This window comes from Limnothrix sp. CMB-01 (assembly GCF_055193175.1).
Genome location: NZ_CM143720.1, coordinates 3572724 through 3595914, shown reverse-complemented (window position 1 = coordinate 3595914; position 23191 = coordinate 3572724). Strand labels below are relative to the sequence as shown.

Sequence of the window (23191 nt, the reverse complement as noted above, 5' to 3'; positions counted from 1 at the left end):
TTTCCCTACTTTACCGTCGATCGCCCCTCTCCATCCCCACCCCCCTATCATTCCTACGCTCCCCCCCCTATCGTTCCCACGCTCCCCTCTATCGTTCCCACGCTCTGCGTGGGAATGCCGTGTGGACGCTCTGCGTCCCGGTGGTGCTGGTGGGCTGGGTACGCGACGCTCCGCGTCGGGGCTGCGTTCCCACGCGGAGCGTGGGAACGATAGACAACCATTTTAAGTTCTGGGGCAGGCGAGGCGGAACCCAACGTTGCTGTCGCGCGAGCCGAACATGAGATCACGATATGCTGATCGGCAGCATTCGGGATTGTTCTCCCATGAACCACCGCGCAGGAGCTTCATTGAATTTCTTGAATTTAGTAGGACTTTGAAATATTCCTCATGATTCTCAAACTCGGAATAATCATAATTATTCTTTAACCACGCACTTCCATCTTCTGGTGCACCTTGATAGTTTCCGTGCCAGTCGTCCATGCACCATTCCCGCACGTTTCCGTGCATATCATATAATCCCCAAGCGTTCGGTGCGTTGAGTTTACCAACAGGAATTGTTTGTTGGAGATAGTTCCCTGTTTGTCCATTGCCGTAGGTATAATTTCCGGCGTAGTTGGCGACTTCTGTAGAAAGAGTTGCGCCAAAGTGAAAGGGTGTGGTTGTCTCGGCGCGGCAGGCATATTCCCATTCGGCTTCGCTGGGCAGTCGGTAGGCTTTGCCGGTGGCTTTACTTAGGCGGAGACAAAATTCAATGCACTCTTCCCAGGTCACGCTCTCGACGGGATGATTAGGATTCTTGAACCGTGACGGGCTAGTTATAAGGTCTAAGCTGATTGGGTCGAGGTTTGCTACGGCTGCCCACTGAGCCTGGGTGACAGTGGTGCGGCTCATGAAATATTCGGGTAAGAGGACTCGGTGGGCTGGACTTTCGCTGATCTGTCGTGTGGCTTCATTTGCAGTAAACATGATCCACGATGATGAATGTGATCTTTCATAGTCATCTCGTGTTTCTTCACTTTTCAGTGATCCCATCATGAAGCTTCCGGCGGGAATGCGGACGAATTCGAGATCGAGGCCGCAGGAGGTTTCAATGAAGCCTTGGTTGCTGCCCTCCTCGCGTTTCGCAACCGTTCCCCACTGATTGAGCGTAATCACAGAGTAGTTGTAGGTTTTGCTGTACCAATCTTGTCGCCCCGCCAGATGACCCTGATCGGCGGCAGGCAACGCCGCAGGCACTTGCTGCTCCACGAGGCTGAGATCCACCTGCCGTAACCCCAACTGCACCAACATCTGATTCAGCCGCAACAAATAGGGCAGATCCGCCTGGGTTGCCAACTCCTCCAACGCCCGACAACGCTGAGACCAATCCGGGTCAACCTCCGCACCACGACTCGTCAGCCAAATCGCCACGGATTCCTGGGTTTGGCGGTTCACCCAGTCCAAGGGATCGTCGATCGCCAATAACGGATCAGCGAGCGACAGCAAACCCTCCGCCAACGCCAACCGTAAATCCGCTAACCAGAGATCGCGATCAGCCGCCAGTCCACGAAAAATCTCGTCATAGGCCGTAACCACCCAGCCCAATAGCTCCTGCACCGGGGCGATCGTCACCAATCCCGGCAGAATCTCCGGTAACATCTTCGGCAACAGCGGCTCACGATTTTCCAAGACCAGATAGTGCAGGTCAGAAAACGTCGCACTCAGTAAACAGTGCAGGGAGGCAAAAAAATCGCAAAACTGGCTGTCATCCTCCGGCATAAACGGATAGTGCCGATCGAACGGGATGCCATCGGCCAAATCTTCCTGTTCCTCCAGAAAAACCGCTAAACCCGCCATCTGACGCGGGTAACGAGCGCGTAACTCGTCTGGCGTGGCCCCTCGTGCCAGCCGCTTATCGTACACATCGGTTTTCCACTGCTGCACCCGCCGCCGCGCAAAAGCATCGAGCATTTCCACATAGGGCAACGCCTCGATCGCCGTGACATAACTGTAGCTATTCGCCCCGGCACTCCAGTACGCCAAACGCAGATTTAACTCCTCGCCGCTAATCTCCGATTCCAGCAATAACACCGACTCCGACTTGAGTTGGTTAAACAGCGTTTTGACACTGCTGCCGCCGCCAAAACGATTGCTGTCCCAGGCCCGATCGAGCAATTCCACCGGGCGATCGTCCCCTTGGAAGGGAAAATAGCGATCGAGCAACGTCCGCATTTTTTGGGCAAGACGCTTTTCTAACTTGGGAAATTCCTGGCTACTGCCAAAGCGATCGTAGTCAATTTCCGGCGGTGCAAGGATCACCTGTAACGGTGTCGGCTGGCGATTCGGGTGGGCATCGATAATATCTTCCGGCACTAAGCGCAACGGCCAGTTATCAACCTTTTTGCGATACCACTCCATTTGCTTTGCTGTTTCTCGTTGCTCCCGCGCCACCGTCAGTTGCGTTTCACGGTTGCCCAGCATCATTTCCAGTTGGAGCGATCGTTGTTGCTCTGCCAGTTCCCGTTGAAGCTGTAGATTCGACGACTGGTGTGCCTTTTGCAGTGCAAGGCGCGTTTCTTCGGCCTTTTCCTGAATTTTTCGCGACTTGTGAGCGTTAAAGGCATTGACGATCGAGTTAGCAATACCTGAAACGCCAACCACGAGACCACCAACCCACGCCAAAGGATTCAGATTTTGCATGATTAATCCACACCGCCGTAGCGAATAAACAACAAATAGCAACCCGCGCCGATCGCGCCATTGGACGTATGCTGTGCGCCTTCGATCACGCAACCATTTTTGTCATAAATTGTCCCGCCACGCTCCCAGCCCAGTAACTTATCGTGATTGTCGTAAACATTGCCATCGCGCCCGACATAGCCCAGATAGTCGCCCCGGTTGTTATAAAACGAGCGATGATCGACACGACCCACAGCATCGTACTCATAGGATTTTCCGGTGGCGTGTTTATAAATCGTGCCACTTGAATCGAGTGATACATAGGGCTGGCCGTCGTGACACTGGCTGTGGGCACTGAAGTGGTGGTGGCTGTGGTCAACTGGAGCCTGAGAAAACTCGCTGTGGGGGTCGATCTCAAAAGGGCTGGTGTGCGAACTGGCGTGCAGGCTGTGATCGATATTGTGGTCGGTGTGGGATGCACCGCGATCAGCATCGATCGGGTGGCTGAGATCAAAATTGGCTTGAGTTGGATCAGCGGAAGCATGATCGTGGGCGTGGGAGAAATGATGCGTAGAATCGTCCAAGGGTGGCCGCATAGGAACAATCAACCAAACGTTTCTCTCAAGGTAGCCTAAGTTTCAGCGACTGTTGCACGGTTAATTGCAAATCACTCTTGGTTTTTCACTTATTGATCCCGCAATCTCCACCCATTGCCCCGATCGATCGTTCTTACAGTCTGCATCTATATGACAATCTCTACGTCGAGGAACTCGGGGGGCCGTAGCCACCACCGCCGGGGGTTTCGATCACGATCGCATCGCCCGGTTCGACTTGGCAGCGATCGGTACTGCCCAGCACTTCCTCGTCACCGTTGGCCTTGAGCCAGCGGTTGCGGCCCGGTTGGCCCGATTGGCCGCCAGCGAGGCCCGCCGGAGCCGTCGATCGCCGACCCGAGACGATTGGATCGTCCCCACGCGGAGCGTGGGAATGCCGTATGGACGCTCCGCGTCCCGGTGAAAGAAGTGAGAGGGTTACGGGACGCAGAGCGTCGGGGCTGCGTTCCCACGCTCTGCGTGGGAACGATGGATGTTTCATATGATCTCGGTGATCACGACCGACGATCGAGCCATGCTTGAAGCGATCGTTGACTTTCGCCCGAAGGTTGCCCCAACAGCAGATTTTTGACGCTGATATCCTCATCGAGGTCAGGCCAATGAATGCCGGTCTGGTTCGGGGAAATTTCCCAGCGATCGCGCTCATCCGGTGAACCGTTAAAGAGGCGAGGATACCAGGCGATCGGCACGGAAATAATGCGACCATCGGTCAGAGTAACGGTCAGTAATTCATCGGTGAGCGTTAAGCCAAGAATTGGCGGGACTTGGATTATTTCAGTCGCGAAAGAACTCATCCCATTTCTCCATCAAGTCAGGTTGATTGGTTTCGATTAAACGCTGAATACGGTTCAACTCTTTGGCACTGAAGCCTTGGTTGGACTGCAATCGGACAGGAACAAGCCAAAATTTTGCCTCATTGTTGCTGGTACGAACGTGAATATGGGGCGGTTCGTCGCGATCGCCTGCGTAGCAGAAAAAACGATAGCCATCAATCCGCAAGAGCGTTGGCATAGTCTTTAGTATGTTGCTGGTCGTTATCGTTCCCACGCTCCGCGTGGGAATGCCGTATGGACGCTCCGCGTCCCGGTGACAGGAGTAAGAGGGTTACGGGATGCAGAGCGTCGGGGCTGCGTTCCCACGCTCTGCATGGTAACGATGGGACGGCGTGGGAACAATGGGAGGTGTTTACAGGGTGTCGAATTGGGCGAGGTTTTCCCAGAAGAGCGATTGCAGTTGTTGAACTAATGACTTTTTGAGCTCGTCATCCTTCACCGAGGCCAAAATCTCTGGCAGAAGTTGAGGAAGCTGGGGCGGGCGATCATAAAACGAGAGGTAGTACAGATCCACTTGCATCATCAGGATGAGATTACCGATCGTGGCGAGGAAATCGGCTAATTCTTCAATGTATTTTTCATCATTGACGATGTAGCCATAATCGTGAGTTTCATCAAACATATTCAGCTCACGATCTTCTTCCTCCCGTTCCAGTGTTTTCAAATTGGCTTCATCGGCTGGCCGGCGCTGGGCAACTTCCTCTACACTGCGGCCGCGCTCGATCAACTTCAATCGATCGTCCCGCCATTGCGCCGCATACCGCTTCGCTGTGGGATACAGCACATCCTTCCAAGAAATGGAAAACACCTGTTCGTAACTGCTGCCCTCACTGCGGTTGCAGCAACCAATGTACAAATCAATATTGTTGCCGTTAAGCTTGCACTCCAGAACGATGACGGGCGCAAAGGGCAGGGCGGTATGGAGATTGTCGATCGCCGATTTGCCGCTGAATTGCTTGCTACGCCAACCGTTACCCTGGTAGTTCACCGGATGGGACGAACCCGCACCACACCGATCGCCAAACACCCGGCTGATCGTGTCGGCAATCCGATTGCTGATGTTGACAAAACCGCGATCGACATTGGCGCGAGGCGACGGTTCGTGTTCCAACGCCAACGGCGAGATCGCCACCAACGGGGGAACCACATTTTGGGTTGCATAGTACCGATCATAGGTGTCCCGCAAACTACGCACCGTCACCGTCAGCGGATACACCGCACTCACCTCGCGATCGTCCGCCAGTTCACGCTGTCGTATGAAGTGCAGTTCCGCTAACATCAGTTCCTTGGCTTTTTGGAATTCCGCCAGGGCGATGTCGAACTTCATCCGCTTTTCTTGGATGACCAGATCATGACTCAGGCGCTGAGCAAGGCGGTCATCTTCCCGATCCTGGCGTTCCCGTTCAATCCGGGCGTTAAATTCTATCTGGCGACGCTGTTGCGCTGCTTGGAAGGCCCGATCAAGATCAGCCCGCGCATCCGCCGCCGCGATCGCCAGACTCTGGAGTCGTTCCTGATGAGCGTGATTTTGCTCTTGCAATCTCACGTTCGTCATCAACGTTGCCATGGCGTTTTCGCGCTGCATGTCCGCCGCTTCACGCATTCCCGCTCGCTGTTGATAGCTCGGCGGTGTGAGCCAACTGCTCGCCCAGCGTCGTGCCTTGTCAAACCAGTTGGTTGATTTTTGCATCTCGCTGCGGGACGAGTCGATCGAAACAAGACTTCCCATTGGTTTTCGGTTAATTGAAGGTTGTTGATCGTTCCCACGCTCTGCGTGGGAATGCCGTCTGGACGCTCCGCGTCCCGGTGACAGTGTTTGCAGGGCTAATCAACGGTTACGGGATACGCGACGCAGAGCGTCGGGGATGCGTTACCACGCAGAGCGTGGGAACGATGAGAAATTAAGCACGGGACAGGTTGAAAATTAATGTCGCGGCTGCCCAGCGAGCCGAAAGTCCACTCGCAAACAAAGTCGCATCATTGCCGGTTCCCGCATAGGCACAGCCTCCGGGTGTGACATAACCCAAAACATGACCGTTGGCATTCACCACCTCTAGATTGCTTTTAAGTGTACCCAGAAGATTTCCCGAACAGTCGTAATACTTATGTCCACTCACCGTGCCAACTTTGCCTCCCCCATAACGATGCCAGTAAACATCGCCATCGTCGTAGATCTTGACACTATTATCGTCGCCGGGATGAATTGGGCTAGAACAGGCGGAAGAGTGGGTTTCTAGGCTGTGGGAAGAAGTGGAATTTGCGAGGAATTCGAGCGATGAAGTAAGGTGTGAATCATGGGTTGATTCGAGCGTGTGGCTGTCATGACCGTGAATCGACGAATCACGGAAAGGAGAAACGCCACCATGATCGAAGCTTGGATAATCGAGGCTTGGATTCCACGTTGCCGATTCTTGTCCCCAGGCGCGATCATCGTTCAGATTCAGAACGTCTGTATGACCCAAGCCATGATTAGCTGTAGTCGGCGGATGCTCTCCGAACCCCAAGGAGGACTCATGAGCTAGTAGATCTGAGGTTAAAAGAGTTGGGTGTGGATCAGTGATCGGGGAATTGAGATCCAACCCGCTTTGAGTTTGATCATGCTGATGAGTTGGCTCTATAGCAGCATAATCGGCATGACCGTGGGAGTGGGCGATATGAGCCAAAGCATCATCAAAGGGTGGCTGCATAGCAACGATCACTCAAGCTTTTCTCTCAAGGTAGCTCAAGCTTCCGCGAATATCACACAGTCGATGATACAAACCAAACCTGATCGATTAACAGCAAGCATCATGACCCAGATTATTGCTGCCCCAGATGTCACCCTTCGGAACCTGAAACAAGACTTTGGGTTGCAACTGACTGATGATGCCGACTTTTTTCCGAGTGGAGATCGCCCCAAGCCAACCTCAGCCCCCTCGAACAACAACTGCTCGATCGCGTCAAACAGAACGTTCAAACCCTGCTCGAAGACCCGCCCCTGCTCGAAGACGGCGTGAAAATGGTCGTGCTTGCGCCCCTACGAGGTTTGGGGTCGGGCTATTGCGGGCGCTGGACGATCACTTCGCGGATCCGTTGCTTACGATCGGGGTCGATCGCCACCAATCGCACATAACAATCCAGATTTTCCGCCAGGCAGGTTTCCAACTTCCCGATCGCCTCGGTTTCCTGGTGCGGTTCCGCCGTTCCGTAGCATTGCCAGGAATTCGCGTTGTAGTGGCGCTTGTCGGCCACCTCGATTCCCAGCCGGTAGCCGTTGTTAACGATCGGCACGAGCTGCGATCGAATCGTCGGGCCCAAGGGCTGCACCAACTTCGGCCGCTGGCTGCTGCGATACTCCAACTTCGCTTCCAAATCGGGATTGCCACTCAAGGGCGGCAACTCCGGTTCCAGCTTGGGCCGGAGCACGCCGCTGGGTTTGGCTTCCGGGGCGATCGGTTGGGTTTGGGTGTGGGTGGCCACGGCCGGCTCGGCGGCGATCGGCTCCGGTTGAGCAGTGGCGCTGTAGGGGCGCGATCGACCCTGTAGCCCGTTGGTTTCGCCTTGGCCGTTTTGGCTCACCGTTTCGCTGGCGGCATTGGCCTCGCCGTGGGGATTGTAGGCCGCCACCAGGTGCAGTTCCCGAATTCGATCTTGCTCCTTCACCAAGGCGGCCCCGATCATCTTCAGTTGTTCCAGGGTCGGTTGCGGTTCCGCAAACTGGGGCAGCGCTTCCTTGGATTTCAGCAGTCGATTCGACACCTGCGCCAAGCCCGTGTCTTGGATGAACTGCCGCACCAAGTCGTCATAGACCCGCGATTTCATGGCCCCAAAGAAGTCCACGGATTGGTTGGGGAAGGTTTCCACCAGTTCGGCCACGGCGCGATCGGCCAAACCCAGGCCCTCAAACATGCCGCGCACCACCTCCAGCCGTTCCGCCGCCGTCGGTTCCCAATAGAACTTGTCCATCCGCCCGTCGCGGATCAGGGGGGCGTAGAGCGTGCCAAAGTCATTGCCCGTAACGATGATCGGAATCCGGCGCACCGGCTCGCTGTCGTAGCTGCCGGGCAACTGCACGTTGGTCGGGTTGTCGGCAATGTTCATCAGGGTGGCGTTCACCAATTGGGTGTTCACCGTGTATTGGGTCAGGCGATCAAACCGGCCCGCCCCCGCATCAATATCGTTAATCAGCAGCACGCACATCCGCCCGCGCACCTTCACCATGTCCGAGGCTTCCCGGTAGCGCAACCGCAGCAACCGCGCCGGGTCGCCCGCATCGGGGCTTTCCAGTTCGCCGCCAGAAATATGCACCGCGTCGATGCCCATTTGCTCAAAGACCAGGTTGCACTGGAAGGTTTTGCCCTCGCCTTTTTTGCCATGAATGCCCAAAATCAGCGGTACGGGCACACGGGGCAAGTTCAAGAAGTTCTTGACCACATGGACGGCGACTTTCTCGGTGAAGCGGGGCGAAACGAAGTAGGACATGGTGCGCAACGGAGACAACGGGAACGGCGCAACCCAAGCGCCAGGGCAATTATCGCCTATCCCGTACCCCTCCCCGATCGAACCCTGATTAGCAATTGTTTTGGGTGCGATCGGGATTGCGATCGGGATGCTGTTGGCAAAACTAACCAATCGGCCCCTTGTATCAATCTCCTTACGAATAAAGAATCCTGACCGGTCAAGAATAGGAACTGGGAAAAGAGAAGTGAACAGTATGGCCGAAATTGCATTTTTGGGATTGGGCGTGATGGGCAGCGCCATGGCTGCCAACTTGGCCCGGAGTGGAGCAACGGTGCGGGGCTGGAATCGCACGCCCGATCGCCCGACGGTGGCCCAAGCGGCGGCGGCAGGCGTGGCGATCGCTCCCGACTTGGCCGCAGCGGTGGCCGAGGCGGATTTGGTCTTTTCCTGTTTGGGCGATGTGCCCGATGTGCAGCAGGTGTTGTTGGGAGCGGGCGGTGCGGCAACGGCGGCGCGAACCGGGGCGCTGTTTGTGGATTTCACCACGATCGGGAGTGTGGCCGCGATCGAGCTGGGAACCGCCTTGCGATCGCTGGGGTTTGGGTTTTTGGATGCGCCGGTTTCCGGGGGAGACGTGGGGGCCCAGCGGGGAACCTTGACGATCATGGTGGGGGGTGAGCTGGCGGATTTTGAGCGATCGCGCCCTTGGTTGGCTCCCATGGGCCAAACCATTCGCCACTGCGGCCCGATCGGCAGCGGCCAGGCGGTGAAGCTCTGCAACCAGGTGTTGGCCGCTGGTCACATGCTGGCCCTGTGCGAGGCCCTGCAATTGGCCGCTGCCCAGGATTTGGATCCGCAGTTGGTAATTGAGGTTTGCAGCACCGGAGCGGCCGGATCTTGGGCCTTGGCGAATTTGGGGCCGAAAATTTTGGCGGAGGATTTGGCCCCGGGCTTTGCGATCGCCCACATGCAAAAGGATTTGCGTTTGGTGGCGGAAGCTGCCGGTCACTGCGCTTTGCCGGTGACAGAACTGGCAAATCAGATTTTTCAGCGGGTTAGCGCCCTTGACGACGGCCAAGGCGCACAACAAGGCACACAAGCAGCGATTCGCGCCTATAAGACAACGATCCCGAAATAATTCTGTGCAATTTGAAACCGTAAGCTAAAGTAGACACTCGGTAGGTTGTTCTATTTTCTTGTCAACGTTGGGTTGGCAACCTGTGATCGTGAAATCTGTTGCAAACTCCCTGGTGTCTAGTCCAGCTTCCCCTGGGCGTATCCTGTGGGGACGGTCGATCGCCCTTGGCGTTGCGGGCACGGCAATCGTGTTAATTGCCCTGCCACTCACGGCCGGCAAGCAAACCCAGCCCAAAACGGAGGCCAGCACACCCTTGCCGGTGTCGCCCCTCAGTTTTGATTTACCCGGTGATGATGCTTCCCGATCGGGTTCCGGCTCGATCGCGAGTCAGCCAACCGGCGGTAGCAACGGAGATGTGCCCATTTCGGATCCCTTTGCCGCCAACCTGGAATCCATGGCCACGGTTCCCACCACCAGCGGCGCAGCACCCGGCCAAACCGGTGCTGCTCCCAACAGCGGCACAGGGGCCACCGGAAGCACAGCCACCGGTAGCCAACCCAACCCAACCCAATCGGCCCCAGCAGCGGCCCCAACCACCGCCCGTCCCACGCCGGCCGCTCCGCTGAAACCCAGCAATGCCAAGCCGCCCACTGCGCCACCCACCCGACCGGCTCCCAACGGCCAAACGATGTTTTGGATGGAGCAGGCTCCCCAGCGGGCGTTTAATTTGCAAAAAGATTTGCCGGTTTATGCCCAAATTTTCCAAAGCCCCACCTCCATGGGTGTGGTGGCTGTGGGAGTGGCCGAAGGAAACTATCGGTTGATGGTGCAAAACGGCAGCTTGTTTGTGCAGCCCACGCCGAACTATTACGGCCACACGGATCCGGGCAATTTGTCTTGGGGGCAGCGGGTCACCAACTACGGGGCTTGCAGTGACCAGGGCCGCAGTGGCGGTAACTTGGCCGTGGCCGATCGCGCCTGTGTGGAGCGGTTGTCTGGGCGGTTGCCCACGGCTCTCACGGATCTGTATGCCGCTGGCATTGATCCCTACGAAGATTTGCAAGCCTTGGTCAACGCGATCGACCTGTATAACCAAGCCAGCCCGGTTCACTCCCGCTGGTTTCCCCAGGCCTTGGCGATCGCTCGGCGGGGGGGTCTCTCGGGGCTGGAGGCCTATGCTTGGGCCCGAACGGCTTCCTTTTATTTAGACAGCAACGATCGGTTGGACATCCGCAATGGCACGAACCGGGCTTCGGGCCTGTTGGGCATTTGCTCCCGGGAAGGTCGCGCCGTCACGCAATGGGAATGTGTCTATGCGGATCAGGCCCGTCGCGTCCAGGCGATCGCCACCACTTACCAGAGTTTCTTGAAGCTGGCCACCAACAAGAGTCGCCGGAGCTAGGAGCTGGCTGGTTTTTGCCCGATCGCTCCATGGATGATTGAGGCCACTCCTAAACCACTGCCGCCGCTCGATCGCCCGTTAACCGTTCAATGCTGGCCACCAACTCCGGCGTAACGTGGGGCTTCAGCATATAGTCTGCGGCCCCCAAACTCAGGGCCACCTGTTTATATTGCGTGCCGCTACAGGAAGTCAGCAGGATCACGGGCACTTGGGCGGCGTTGGGATGCTGGCGGCGGGCGTTCAAGAACTCTAAGCCTGTCATGCGCGGCATTTCAATATCAGAAATGACGAGATCAATATCGGAGCGCTGCCGAAGCTGGGTCAAGGCTTCCAACCCATCAACCGCTTGCACCACACGATAGCCCTGGCGCTCCAGGGTCAGGGTCAAAAGGCGGCGCTCGGTGTCGGAATCTTCCACCACCAGCAAGGTTTTGCTGCCTTGGGCGGTGGCGGGACTGTGGGGCGCGATCGGGGCATTGGGCAACTCAGCGGGCAATTCCGGCGCGATCGCTGGCGGGGCGGCGGGCTGGGGCAACTCCGGAGGCGCGGCAGCAACGATCGGCACGGCCTCGACTTGGGCCAACAGTTCGTTACCATCGATCGCCAAGACCATGCGCCCATCGCCCAAAATGGTGCAGCCATAGATGTAGCGCGGGGCGGGCAGGGCTTCCGACAGTTGCCGCAACACCAGTTCCTGTTCACCCACAACCCCATCCACCTCGATCGCCACGGGGGTGTCACCGGCATCCATCAACAGCAAGGGCGCGAGGCGATTGCTCAAAAATGGCGTGATTGCGCCCATGTCCGATCGCAACAGGCCCGGAGCCAAGGAACTGTAGCGCATCAGTTCCGCCAGTTTGCGAATGGGAATGGTGATTTCGGGATCTTCGCTGCTGGCTCGCCACCGCAAAATTCGCTGTCCCCCGAGCATTTGGGTTTGTTCCGGTTGAGGAATCAGAATTTGGCGGACGCTTTCTGAGGGCAGGGCATAGGCCGCGCGATCGGCCTGGCAAACCAACAGGCGAGCGGTCATCAAACTCAGGGGCACGCGCAGAATGAAGGCCGTGCCACGCCCGGGACTCGATTGGATGGTGACGGAGCCTTTGAGGGATCGCATTTGCGATCGCACCACATCCAACCCCACGCCGCGCCCAGACAAATCGGTGACTTTATCGGCGGTGGAAAAGCCCGGCTCAAATAGCAAATCCAAGAGGGCTTGGTCTGAGGTGGTTTGGGCCCGATCGGGCGTGAGCCAACCGCGTTCGATCGCCTTCTGTCGCAGCCGTTGGGGGTCGATGCCTTTGCCATCGTCGGCCACCCAAATCAACACATGGTTGCCCTGTTGTTGGGCCCGCAGCTCGATCGTCCCTTCGGCGGGTTTGCCCCGATCGCGCCGTTCTTCCACCGCTTCAATGCCATGGTCAAAGGCGTTGCGCACCAGATGTAGCAGGGGATCATAAAGCTGCTCGATCGCCACCTTGTCAATGGCAACCCGCTCCCCCACCACTCGCAAATGCACCGTTTTGCCATAGCGGGCGCACAGTTGCCGCACCAGGGGCCCGAAACGATCGAACACGGCCGCCGCCGGTTGCATTCGGGTATCCATCAAACTGTCGCGCACCTGACCCAATAATCGGCGTTGTTTGTCGAGGGTGGTGGCCGTTTGTTGGGCATAGCGTTCCACCACTTCCGCCGTGGAATCTAGCCGCTCGGCGCTGTCGAGGGCCGCATCGATCGACTGTTGCAAAATCAGATCGTTGGCAGTGGCGGCGGGAGAACCATTGAGCGATCGGCGATCGGTGGGACGCTTTTCCAGTCGATCGCGTGCTTCCGCCAGCAGGCGACGGTGTTGGCGCAGGCCTTGGCGAAACCGTTCCAGGGCCGATCGCAACTGTTCATCCTGCAAACTTTGACGATTTTCATTAATCAACAGCTCCCCCACCAGGTGTTGCAGGGATTGCAGCCGATCGATCTCCACCCGAATCAGGGGAGTTGGGGTTAGGGGTTTGCTGTCCACCCGTTGCGGTTCAGCCGATCGGGCCGGTTCCGAAGTTCCACGGGGGGCCGTTTCCGCCGTCACCAAGGGGGCAGGCGGGGAATTGGGCGGGGCCGGAACCGGTGCGGCAACGGGCGCTGGAGCAGGTGCGGCAACCGCAGGCGATCCACCAGCGATCGGGGGAGCAGGTGTGGGAGCAGGCGGGGAATCCGTGGTCAGATCCAACGTGCCATCGGTCAAGTCCAACCACCCGGCCGGCATCTCATCACTGAGATCCATGCTGAGATCCAACGTGCCCTCGGTCAAATCGCCCAGGTCTCCCGGTTCCGGCTCCTGACCCGCCAGGGCCGCCAATTCCGCCGACACTTCACCGCCTTGGGTGCGATCGCCCGCCAAAACCGCCTCTTGGGCCGCTTGCCAATTGCTTAACACCGCCTGGGCCACCACCAAGGGCCGATCGCCCTGGTGAGCCACGGCCTGGAGTGCCGCCTCCGCGATCGCCTGGAACCCCGGCAGCCCCAAGGATTCCCCTAAGCCCGTAAACACCTCCGATTGGGTGGCCACCGTTTCCAAGGCCGCCGGCCCATCCCCCGCCGCCACCAGCGTCGCCAACTGATCGATCCGTTCCTTCACCCCCGTTTCAAAAATCGACTGCACCAGGTCAAACCCCAGTTCAGCGGAGGTGGGCAACTTTTGTTCGCGCTCAAAGCAGTCTCCCAACAGGGTTTGGATCCGGGCAAAGGCATCGATCGCCTGATCCAACACCTCTTGATCGGCCTCCCGTCCCTGTTCCCATTGGGTGGTCAGGGCCAAGCGCAAACATTCATAGAGCTGAAACAACAGCCCCTCCAGTTCCACCTCCACTTCCGCTTCCGGATCAAACAGGGAGCGAAACACGTCCTCCATGTGGTGGGCGATCGTGGAGATGGTTTCCAACCCCACATTGGCGGAAGCCCCCTTCAGGGTGTGGGTGGCACGCATCAGGGCATGGATCCGCTGTTTCGAGGGATCGTCGCGCAGTTGCAACAAATCCGTCTCGATCGATCGCAGCAGGTCTTGGGACTCACTGAGGAAGTATCCGTAGGCTTCCTCGCGGATGGCGGGATCGAGCATAGGGGGCTACCGGAAACGACCTGGTTTTGGTCTGTTGGAAAAACGAACGGGGGTTAAGCAAAGCAGCAACAGGGGGCATCGGGGGCAACCGAGGCGCAAACGAGGCGCAACTTTAGGAGCGGCGCGATCGCCCCCTGGCGATCGGGGCTAAGGCATTCGGCCGTTAGTTGACCTTGAACCGGCCCACACTGGCTTGCAACTCTTGGGACATGGCCAACAGATCCTCAAAGGAAGCGGTCAGGGCCACGGAACTGGAAGAGGTGCGATCGGCGATCGTCGCCACCTCCGTCATCGTGTGGGCCACCGCTTGGGCCTGTTGGGTTTGGCTGGCGGCGGCTTGGTTAATGCCCTCCACCAACTGGCCAATTTGGGCCGTCACATCCACAATTTCGCTCAGGTTCGATCGGGTATCGCTGACCAGATTCGTCCCCGCCACCACCTGCTGAATCCCCGCTTCCATGGCCTGGGCCACCGCCTGGGTTTCCGCCTGAATCTCTTCCACCAGGGCCGCAATTTCCGTGGTGGCATCGGCCGACTGGCGGGCGAGCGAGCGCACTTCATCGGCAACCACCGTGAAGCCACGACCATATTCCCCGGCGCGCGTTGCCTCAATGGCAGCATTCAGCGCCAACAGTTGGGTTTGGGTGGTGAAGTTGCCAATCAGGCTCACGATCTTCGAGATCTTTTGGGACGATTCACTCAGGGACCGAATCTTGCGCCCCGTTTCCGCCACCGTGTCCCGAATCGACAGAATGGCATCCACCGTCCGGTTCATGGCCGCGTCGCCTTCCTGGATTGTGTTGGTGGCTCGTTGCACCGCCTGGGTCACCTGCTGGGCGTTTTGGGTCACGTCCGTGCTAGCTTCTGCCATGGTTTGCACCCGCTGCACCGCCTCCAGCAGGGCCCGATATTGTTGCTGGGCTTGGTTAGACAGCTCACCAATGGCGCTGGAACTGGTGGTGGAGGTATTGGACACCTTGGCCGCCGTTTCTTGCAGCTTCACCACAATCTGTCGCAGGCTTTGCAGGGTGTTGTTGTAGGCATCGGCGATCGTGCCCACTTCGTCTTCGGTAATCGGCGCGCGCACGGTGAGATCCCCTTCCAGGGCCGGCCGCACCGCCATCAGCAGGTTCAGGGCCTTCTGTTGCAGGGCTTCGCGGGCGGCCTTGTCCCGTTGGGCGGCCTCTTCCACCTGGGCCGATTTCCGCTGCAATTCTGCCAGGGTTTCCGCCTGCTTCAGGGCAATGCCCAACTGTGCACCCACCTGGGCCACGAATTCCACTTCTGAGGTTTCCCAGTGACGTGGGCCGCTGTTTTGGTAAATCGCTAGCAGTCCCCACAGTCGATCGCCCTGAAAGATCGGGGTAATGGCGTAGGCGCGGGCTTGGAACCGTTCCAACACACTCAAATAGCAGGGGGTGAACCCGGCTTTGTAGATATCAGGAACCACAAAGCTTTCGCCTCGGGCATAGCGGCCCCCTTCGTTTTCCTGAAGGTAGGTGTCTCGCACCCGGCCGGCGTTGGCGGGGCGAGCTTGGGTCAAGCTGTTGATGGCTTCGCAATCGCTCATTTCCGTTTGGACACTGCCATCGCTGTCGGGAGAGTCCAACAGCCGCAACCAACCGGGGCCGACGGATTCCGCCATGAATTGCCCACTCCAGTCAGGCTGGAATTGATAGATTCCGACCCGATCAACCTCCAGAATTTGGCGCAATTCCGTGGTGGTGGTGCGGAAGATGGTGCGGATGTCCAGGGAAGCGCGAATTTTGTCGATCGTCGCGGAAATGGCCTTATTCCGTTCGGCCGATTTTTGGAGCTGGGCCGCTTGGGTTTTGAGCTGTTCCACATACTCGGCCTGTTGCAGGGCCAAGCCCAGTTGGGTTCCCAACCGAGACAGAATCTGCCCTTCCAGTTCTTCCCACTGGCGGGAGTTGCTGTTTTGGTAAACCGCCAACAGACCCCAAAGGTCATTGCCCTTGAAGATTGGGGCGATCGCGTAGGCCTTAGCTTGGAACTGTTCCAGCAGGTCAAGATAGCAGCGGCTGAAGTTGGCTTGGTAAATGTCGTTGACCAGCAGGGTTTCGCCTTGGCGATAGCGACCGCCCTGGTTGTCTTGCAAATAGCTGTCTTCGACGCGGGCCAGGGAGCGCCCGCCCCGTCGGTTGTTGCCATCCCGCAGGCCGGCCCCATCGCGATCGAGCAGTCGTTGCCAACCGGGGGTGACCGCTTCGGCCACAAACTCGCCGCTCCAGTCCGGATCGAACCGGAAGATGCAGGCGCGATCGGCCTGGAAAATTTGGCGAATTTCCTGGGTGGTGGTGGCAAAGAGGCTGTCAATGTCCAGGGATTCGCGGATTTTGTTCATCACCGTCAGCAGGGCGCGGTCTTGCTGCACATTGCGCTCAAGCTGTAGTTTTTGATCCTGAAGCTGCTTCAGATATTCCGCCTGTTGCACCGCCACACCCATTTGCTGGCCCATTTGGGTCACCAGGTCGGTTTCTTCCGGCTCCCAACTGCGCACCCGATCGTTTTGATAGACCGCCAGCAGTCCCCACAGCTTATCGCTGGCAATCACGGGGGCGATGATGTAAGCCCGGCATTGGAACTGTTCCAGCAGTTTCAGGTGGCAGGGATCGTAGTCTTGGGTTTGGATGTCCGCCACGGTTAGGGTTTCGCCGTTGATGTAGCGGCCGCCTTTGGTGCGCTCAAAGTAGCTGTCGCGGAAGGTTTTGCCCAGCAGCGGTTTCCAGCCCCGACCCACGGATTCCGAGACGAAATCGCCGCTCCAGTCGTCGCTGAATCGATAGACGGCGGCGCGATCGCACTCCAACAAAATCCGCAGTTCGTCGGTGGTGGTTTGCATAATCGTGGCCAGATCCAGGAATTGGTGAATCTTGTCCACGATCGTGGCGATCGCCCGTTGGCGGCCCACTTGTTTTTGCAGTTTCTCGATCGCGCTGAGCTGGGCAATGCTGCGGCTCACCTGATCGCTGGCATATTTCACCAGCTCCGCTTCCAGGGGACTCCAGGGGCGCGGGCCGCTGTTTTGATAAATGGCCAGCAACCCCCACAGTCGATCGCCCTGAAAAACCGGCGCAATCATGTAGGCTCGTCCCTGGAACCGTTCAATGAGCTGCACATGGCAAGCGCTGAGGCCACCGCGATAGATGTCCTCGCATTGGTAAACATCCTTGGTGTTGTAGCGGTTGCCTTGGGTGCTTTCAAAGTAGGTGTCGCGGAAGGTGTTCCCCACCAGGGCCATCCAACCGGGGGCCATGGATTCGGTGATGAATTCCCCAGTCCAGTCGAAATTGAACCGGTAAATGGCCACCCGATCGGCTGACAGTTGCAACCGCAATTCTTGGCAAAGCCGCCGCAGCAGTTCATCCAAACTTTGGCTGTCTTCGATGGTGCGATCGATCCCATCCACCGGTAGGCGGTTCCCGCTGGCCGCTTCCCCATCGGTGGTCACCAGGGCCGTGCCGATCGACTCCGCAAACTGCTCAATTTGCTCCATCTTTTCCATCACGAATCGATCGGGCCGGCCCGATCGTTCCAATTCCGCCTTCAGGGCATCGACTGCATCTTGGAAACGGCGCAAATCAGGAGCGGGGCTATGTTCAACGGGGGGAGTGCCGTTGCGGGCCGGGCGATCGTCACGAACCGTGCGCGAAGCATCAAAGTAAGCAGTCATAGGAATTTAGGCCAGAGAGCAATCGGAAAAACAGAGAGTCAGAGAGCCGTTACCAGTGGGCCCGCCAGGCCGCCAGCCAAGAGACCAGCAACCATTCAGCAGTTCCCCATCACGGTGGAAATCACGGCCACACTGGGGCCCTCGGGGCAAGGGGAGCCAAGCAACATCAAGCAAGGGAACGTCAAGCAAGGGAACGTCAAGCCATGTCCAAAAACATGAAGCAACATCAAACAATCAAACAAAGTTACAAAGGTTGCAAAAGTTACAAAGGAGCAGAAGCGGATTTGAGCAAAGGTGAGTTGGGAAAACAGGCTCAGGACTGGGAAATTTCCCAGCAATGGCGGGGCAGGATTGGCGCGATCGCCCCGAGGGCCAATCCCAATCCCGATGGCCAAGCGTCCTAGCCGGCCTGTTGGGCGCTGGCTCTGGCGATCGCGCTGGGGTTCAACACCATACTGCTGGCCTCGCTGAGGTAGCCCTGAACAAAGGGCAAGAGCCGATCGGGAAACAAACCCGCGCTGGGCGGCTGAACATTTGGAGAATCGTGCCACTCGATATCTTCAATTTGGGGCACGACCAGCCCCAGATTCTGGCCATCACACTCCAGAACAATGGCGATGGCGGATGAGGTGGCCGTCAAATCCGGCGCAATGGCCGGGAAACCCACCAACTGGTTAAGGTCGATCGTCCAAATGATTTCACCGCGCCAGTTGTACACCCCTAAGACCGATTCTGGCATATGTGGCACGGGCAGAATGTCCGTGGCCGCAATTCGCAGCACTTCCCGCACCTCATCGATCGGGAGCAGGGCCGTATCCTCAAAGCCCAGGTGAAAACGCAGGAAACGCTGGCCATCGGTACTCAGGGCGCTGCCGGCCGACCTGGTGGGCAAGTTCAAAATGGCAGATCCGTCGCCCTGTTGCAGCCATTGGGTGAGCGGATCCAGGGGGGCGCTGGGTTCCGGCTCCGACGGGGTGATCGGGGCTGGCTCGGCCGCCTCCACCACCGACAAGGGCGGTTCCGGCTCACGAACCGATTCATCCACCAATTCACGAACCGGCGCAGGCTCGAAAGCCACCGCTGCCACCGGAGCCGCAGGCACTTCGGCGGCGGTGTCGGCGGCTAGGGCTTGGTTAGCAATGTCCACCAGGGCCGCGAATCCTTCATCCCCAAAGAACCCCGAAGGCTCATCGTCGTCATCCCCGAAAAAGCCCAAGGGTTGATCGTTTTGATCCAAATCTGGCCCCAGATCGGGTTCCGCATCGAAGGCGATGACGGCGGGGGCTTCCGGCAGCGACTCCACCAATTCCGGCAGCTCCGGCAGTTCCGGCAACGGCTCGGCGGGGACGGCGGGATCGGGTTCCGGTTCCTCAGGCAAATCCAGAACATCGGCCAACGCTGGTAGTGGTTCTGGTAATGCCTCTGAGTCGGCCGCTTCAGTCGATTCCGTCAAGGCAGGAGATTCGGTGGCCTCAACTACCTCGGTGGGTGCAGCCGCTGCGATCGACTCGGTGGATGCCGCTAACTCGGCCGCTGGGACAGATTCAGCAGGTTCCGCAGGGGCGATCGGGACAGGCTCCGACTCGCGAGGGGCAGCCGACGCGCCATCACCCAAGGATTCCGCCAGGGCCAGCAGCGCCGATCGGGGATCGCTGGATTCGGCTAATAACTGCGCCACCAAATTGACCAAACCGCTGCGCTCATCCGAAACAACGGTAGATTCCGGGGATTGCACCGGTTCGATCGGGTTGGGTAATGGTTCGATCGGCTCTGAATTCACCGGCTCTAGGGATTCGGTAAAATCCGCTAGGTCATCGGATAAATCATCTAAATCATCGGTTGGATCATCTAAATCATCTGACTCAACTTCTTCAGCCACATCAGTTAATTCAGCCAATTCACCTTCATCAACATTGGTTGGCTCGATCGGGTCTGATAAATCGGTCAAGCCTGATAAATCATCTGGCTCAACTGCTTCGGTCAAATCAGTTAATTCAGCTAGATCATCTTCCGCTAATTCATCGACTAAATCATCGGCCACCACCTCGGGAGAAGCTGGCTCGATCGGGTCAGTTACCTCAACGGCCGTTGAATCTAAATCGGCCAAATCCGATAGGTCAGCCAGATCTGACAAATCAGATAAATCATCGGATAGATCCGAGAGATCCGAGGAATCGATCGCCTCTTCGGGTTCCACCCAATCCAGCGATTCGGATTCAGCATCTTCGGATTCAGCTAATTCAGCACTCTCTGCCAATTCGTCAACAATTGCGGCCGATTCAGAAATTACCGCCGATTCCGGATCTGTCGATTCAGTGGGGGCCGCCGCTGCGGGAGGTGGTTCTGGTGGGGGAGCGATCGGCTCGGGAGCAAAGCCAGCCAAACGGGCGATCGTGGCGATCGCGGCGTTCAGATCCAAATCGCTGCGATGTTCTGCCAGTTGGGTCAGTTGCGCAATGGTGCTGAGGGCTTCCCGAGGGCTGATGGTTGTGGGTTCTGCAATCAGTTCCGCTGCGGCCGTGCCAGGTTGTGCGATTTCTGGGTCTGCACTGGCTGGTGGATTGGTTAGATCTTCACCCGCTGAATCTGGATCAAGCAGGCTCAATTCATCATCCAGTTCATCGCCAAATTCATCGCCCGTTAATTCATCATTCAGCTCGTCACTCAGTTCATTGACCGTTGATTCATCACTCAGCTCATCGCTTGTTAATTCATCGCCTGTTGATTCATCGCCCGTTAATTCATCACTCAGTTCATCACCAAATTCATCGCTCGTTAATTCATCACTTAGTTCATTGCCAAATTCATCACTGAGCACATCACCTGTTAATTCGACATTTAATTCATCAGTCAGCTCATCACTGCATTGATCGCCAAGTCCATCACTGGTTAATTCATCATTCAGTGCCCCGATCGGGTCAGCCTCTTCCTGAGTGAGTTCTGCAATTTCTGGTGATTCCGGTAGCTGATCTAGAGTGATTAACTGGTCAGAGTCCTGCGCATCAATCAAATCAGTCGAGTCACTCAATTCATCTGATTCAGTCAAATTCAATTGCAAATCACTGAGGTCTTGATCGATCGGTTCGGGATCAGTTAGTTCCTGAGTTTCTGGATCAACGATCGTCGAATCCAGTAATTCTGGATTGGGGAATTCTGGATCGGGTAATTCCAGATTCGCTGAATCGATCGCAGCTTGCGCTCCTTGGTCTGAAGGTTCTGAGGAGGGTTCCGAGGAGGGTTCGGGCGATCGATCTGAAGGGGGTGGTTCCGGCGCTGCCACTGGGGGCGGACTGGCCAAGGCACTCAACCGGGCGATCGCCGCCAACGCCGTGTTCACATCCGCGTTGGGATGATGTTCCACCAACTGCACCAGACTGCTGATTGCGTCGGTCACTTTTTCAGCGATGGTTTTGCTGTTGTCTGAGGCGATCGCGGCCAAAACTGTCCCGATCGGCTCTGACTCTGGCTCTAGCTCTGGCGTTGGGGAAATTTCCGTTGGCTCCGTGGGCGGCTCTGCGGAGTCGATCGGGTCGATCGCTGTTTCTCGATCGAAGTCCAGGCTCGCCCCGTCATCCTCCAATGCATCAGGGGATTCCAGCAAATCTGCCGTTTCTTGCGCCGCATCTGCCAAGGGATCCAGCAGCTCGGAATCGGCCGCCAACTCGGCCACCAGTTCCGCCGCTTCATCGATGACTTGATCGATCGTTTCGTCGATCATTTCATCAATGGCGGCATCGCTGGCGAACTCATCAATCGGGTCTTCTGAGTCGATCGCCGGTTCCACCAACGGGGTCAGTTCGGGTAAGGAGTCGATCGCCGGTTCCGGTTCTGGAGCCACGGTCTCGGAGCTGGGTTCCGCCATCCCTTCTTCTTCGATCGCGGCCCAGTCGGCTAACTCTGCTTCGGTGAGGGCCAAAGCATCCGGATCCAGGCTGAGGGTCTCCGGTTCTAGGTCGCTGGTTTCCTCTGAGGGCAACGAATCTAGGGACTCGATCGCCCCTAAATCCTGTTCATCCACCGCAAAATCGGGTTCCTCGGTTTCTGATGCGAGTTCTGGTGCTGGCTCTGGTTCTGGCTCAACGATCGCCAGCTCTGGTTCTGTGATGGGTTCCGGCTCGGGTGGTGATTCGAGGATTTCCACCGGTTCAACGGCCGGCGCGATCGACTCCGCAGCACTCAACTCGGAAGCCGCCAACGGCGATGGAGCGATCGACCCCACAGCCGTGACCAGGGAAGCAGCGGCTTTTTCCAGGGTGCTGGCCAAACCCGTCAGGGCGGCCAGGGTGGCTTGCAGTTGGGCTGCTTCAGTGGGAATGGGCAACGGTGGCGTTGGTACTTCTTCCGGCGTAATGACTTCCGGCGTGCTGACTTCCGGGGCGATCGGCTCTGGGGCGATCGGGTCTAAATCCGGTCGGTCAAGATCCGTTGCTGCTGACTGATTGCAGTCCTCGGTTACATCTTCGGTTGTATCTTCTCCCACCTCGATCGCGGGTTCCGGATCGATCGCGGGTTCCGGTGAAGCCACCGCAACCCCATGACCATTCTGGGACTCCGGCCCAGCAACACCCGACAGGACAGCCAAGGGCGGATCGCTGATCAAGGCCGCCACGCCATTGGCCATGCTTTGCACCTGGGACTCCAAGAAGTTGACGATCGGATCTGTTTCCTGATCGCCACTTTGGCCATAGGGCAAGGGCGGCAAGTCGATGTGATAGCACCATTTGGGCGATCGCTCATCCAGCGCTTGGCCGCCCACTTTCACCGATTGGATCACGGCCCGGTTCAATCCGGCCACGGCCAAATCCTCGATCGCCGGCTCAACGGTTTCCAAGGCCAAGCGGGCCGAAGGAGCTTGCTCACTGGCCAGCAGCAGATATAAACATCCCTCCTTCAAGGCCGCCTTCACGGTAATGGTCGGTTCCAGTCGATCGCGAATGAGCAGGGCGATCGCCTGGGGATTGGCATCCAAAGCCTGCTGAATCAATGCGGTTTGCTGCTGTGCGTCCATCGCCCACGTTCTCCCACATCCAAAAACCCAATTTTTAATTGGCCGTCCTGGCCCGCCTCGGCTGACGCTTCGGCCGGAACCCGGCCATGGTGCAGGCCCCGGCCCATGAACAATCCATGGTTCAGTGTCCCGAACCCGATTATTTCTCTCAATTCCAGGCCCCACGGGCCCAATGGCAACCCCAATAGCACACCCTGATCATTGCCGGACTGATGCCTAATCACTGGTTGATCAATTCAATTAGCTGGGATTGGTAGCTGGGATTGGCTTGATCGTCGATTGGGTCATTGCTTAGGACATCGGTTGGATCAGTAGTTTTAACTTGCCCCGATCGCCCCTGTTTGATATCGATCTC

General features: G+C 57.6%; 14 protein-coding genes. 3 read left to right on the top strand and 11 right to left on the bottom strand.

Annotated elements, in window-relative coordinates; genetic code table 11:
• Positions 1-222: 222 nt before the first annotated feature.
• The 8 genes from ACZA91_RS14800 to ACZA91_RS14765 form a co-directional block, all read right to left on the bottom strand.
• The gene (locus tag ACZA91_RS14800; protein ID WP_463183066.1) at positions 223-2640 is read right to left on the bottom strand and encodes a formylglycine-generating enzyme family protein; all 2418 of its coding nucleotides are present in this window, start codon (positions 2638-2640) and stop codon (positions 223-225) included.
• 41 nt (positions 2641-2681) lie between these two features.
• Positions 2682-3242 (bottom strand): 4-fold beta flower protein, encoded by a 561-nt coding sequence (locus ACZA91_RS14795; protein WP_463183064.1) that lies wholly within the window; start codon positions 3240-3242, stop codon positions 2682-2684.
• Positions 3243-3414: 172 nt separating this feature from the next.
• Entirely contained in the window at positions 3415-3753 is a 339-nt protein-coding gene (locus ACZA91_RS14790) for a hydantoinase B/oxoprolinase family protein (RefSeq protein WP_463183061.1), read from the bottom strand.
• Positions 3754-3766: 13 nt separating this feature from the next.
• The gene (locus tag ACZA91_RS14785) at positions 3767-4066 is read right to left on the bottom strand and encodes a DUF2442 domain-containing protein (protein WP_463183059.1); all 300 of its coding nucleotides are present in this window, start codon (positions 4064-4066) and stop codon (positions 3767-3769) included.
• Positions 4047-4283 (bottom strand): DUF4160 domain-containing protein, encoded by a 237-nt coding sequence (locus ACZA91_RS14780; protein WP_463183057.1) that lies wholly within the window; start codon positions 4281-4283, stop codon positions 4047-4049. The genes ACZA91_RS14785 and ACZA91_RS14780 overlap by 20 nt, the downstream gene beginning before the upstream one ends.
• Positions 4284-4457: 174 nt before the next feature.
• The gene (locus ACZA91_RS14775; RefSeq protein ID WP_463183055.1) at positions 4458-5834 is read right to left on the bottom strand and encodes a hypothetical protein; all 1377 of its coding nucleotides are present in this window, start codon (positions 5832-5834) and stop codon (positions 4458-4460) included.
• Positions 5835-6006: 172 nt separating this feature from the next.
• Positions 6007-6792 (bottom strand): hypothetical protein, encoded by a 786-nt coding sequence (locus ACZA91_RS14770; protein WP_190531138.1) that lies wholly within the window; start codon positions 6790-6792, stop codon positions 6007-6009.
• A gap of 349 nt (positions 6793-7141) precedes the next feature.
• Positions 7142-8566, bottom strand: coding sequence for an AAA family ATPase (locus ACZA91_RS14765; protein ID WP_463183052.1), 1425 nt, complete (start codon positions 8564-8566; stop codon positions 7142-7144).
• 232 nt (positions 8567-8798) lie between these two features.
• Here ACZA91_RS14765 and ACZA91_RS14760 point away from each other — a divergent pair, with 232 nt between their 5' ends.
• On the top strand, positions 8799-9683 hold the full coding sequence (locus tag ACZA91_RS14760; protein WP_463183050.1) for an NAD(P)-dependent oxidoreductase: 885 nt from the start codon (positions 8799-8801) through the stop codon (positions 9681-9683).
• Positions 9684-9771: 88 nt separating this feature from the next.
• A complete protein-coding gene (locus tag ACZA91_RS14755) occupies positions 9772-11025 on the top strand; it encodes a hypothetical protein (RefSeq protein WP_190355708.1) in 1254 nt (417 codons plus the stop codon).
• A gap of 49 nt (positions 11026-11074) precedes the next feature.
• Here the strand turns inward: ACZA91_RS14755 and ACZA91_RS14750 are convergent, their stop codons facing one another.
• Both ACZA91_RS14750 and ACZA91_RS14745 read right to left on the bottom strand, forming a co-directional pair.
• Positions 11075-14134, bottom strand: coding sequence for a hybrid sensor histidine kinase/response regulator (locus ACZA91_RS14750; protein ID WP_463183048.1), 3060 nt, complete (start codon positions 14132-14134; stop codon positions 11075-11077).
• 163 nt (positions 14135-14297) lie between these two features.
• Positions 14298-17828, bottom strand: coding sequence for a GAF domain-containing protein (locus tag ACZA91_RS14745; RefSeq protein ID WP_463183046.1), 3531 nt, complete (start codon positions 17826-17828; stop codon positions 14298-14300).
• Positions 17829-18031: 203 nt separating this feature from the next.
• On the opposite strand from ACZA91_RS14745, the gene ACZA91_RS14740 reads away from it, so the two are divergent.
• Positions 18032-18232 (top strand): hypothetical protein, encoded by a 201-nt coding sequence (locus ACZA91_RS14740; RefSeq protein ID WP_463183044.1) that lies wholly within the window; start codon positions 18032-18034, stop codon positions 18230-18232.
• On the opposite strand, the gene ACZA91_RS14735 is transcribed toward ACZA91_RS14740, so the two are convergent.
• Positions 18229-22836, bottom strand: coding sequence for a chemotaxis protein CheW (locus tag ACZA91_RS14735; RefSeq protein WP_463183042.1), 4608 nt, complete (start codon positions 22834-22836; stop codon positions 18229-18231). The genes ACZA91_RS14740 and ACZA91_RS14735 overlap by 4 nt on opposite strands.
• Positions 22837-23191 lie beyond the last annotated feature (355 nt).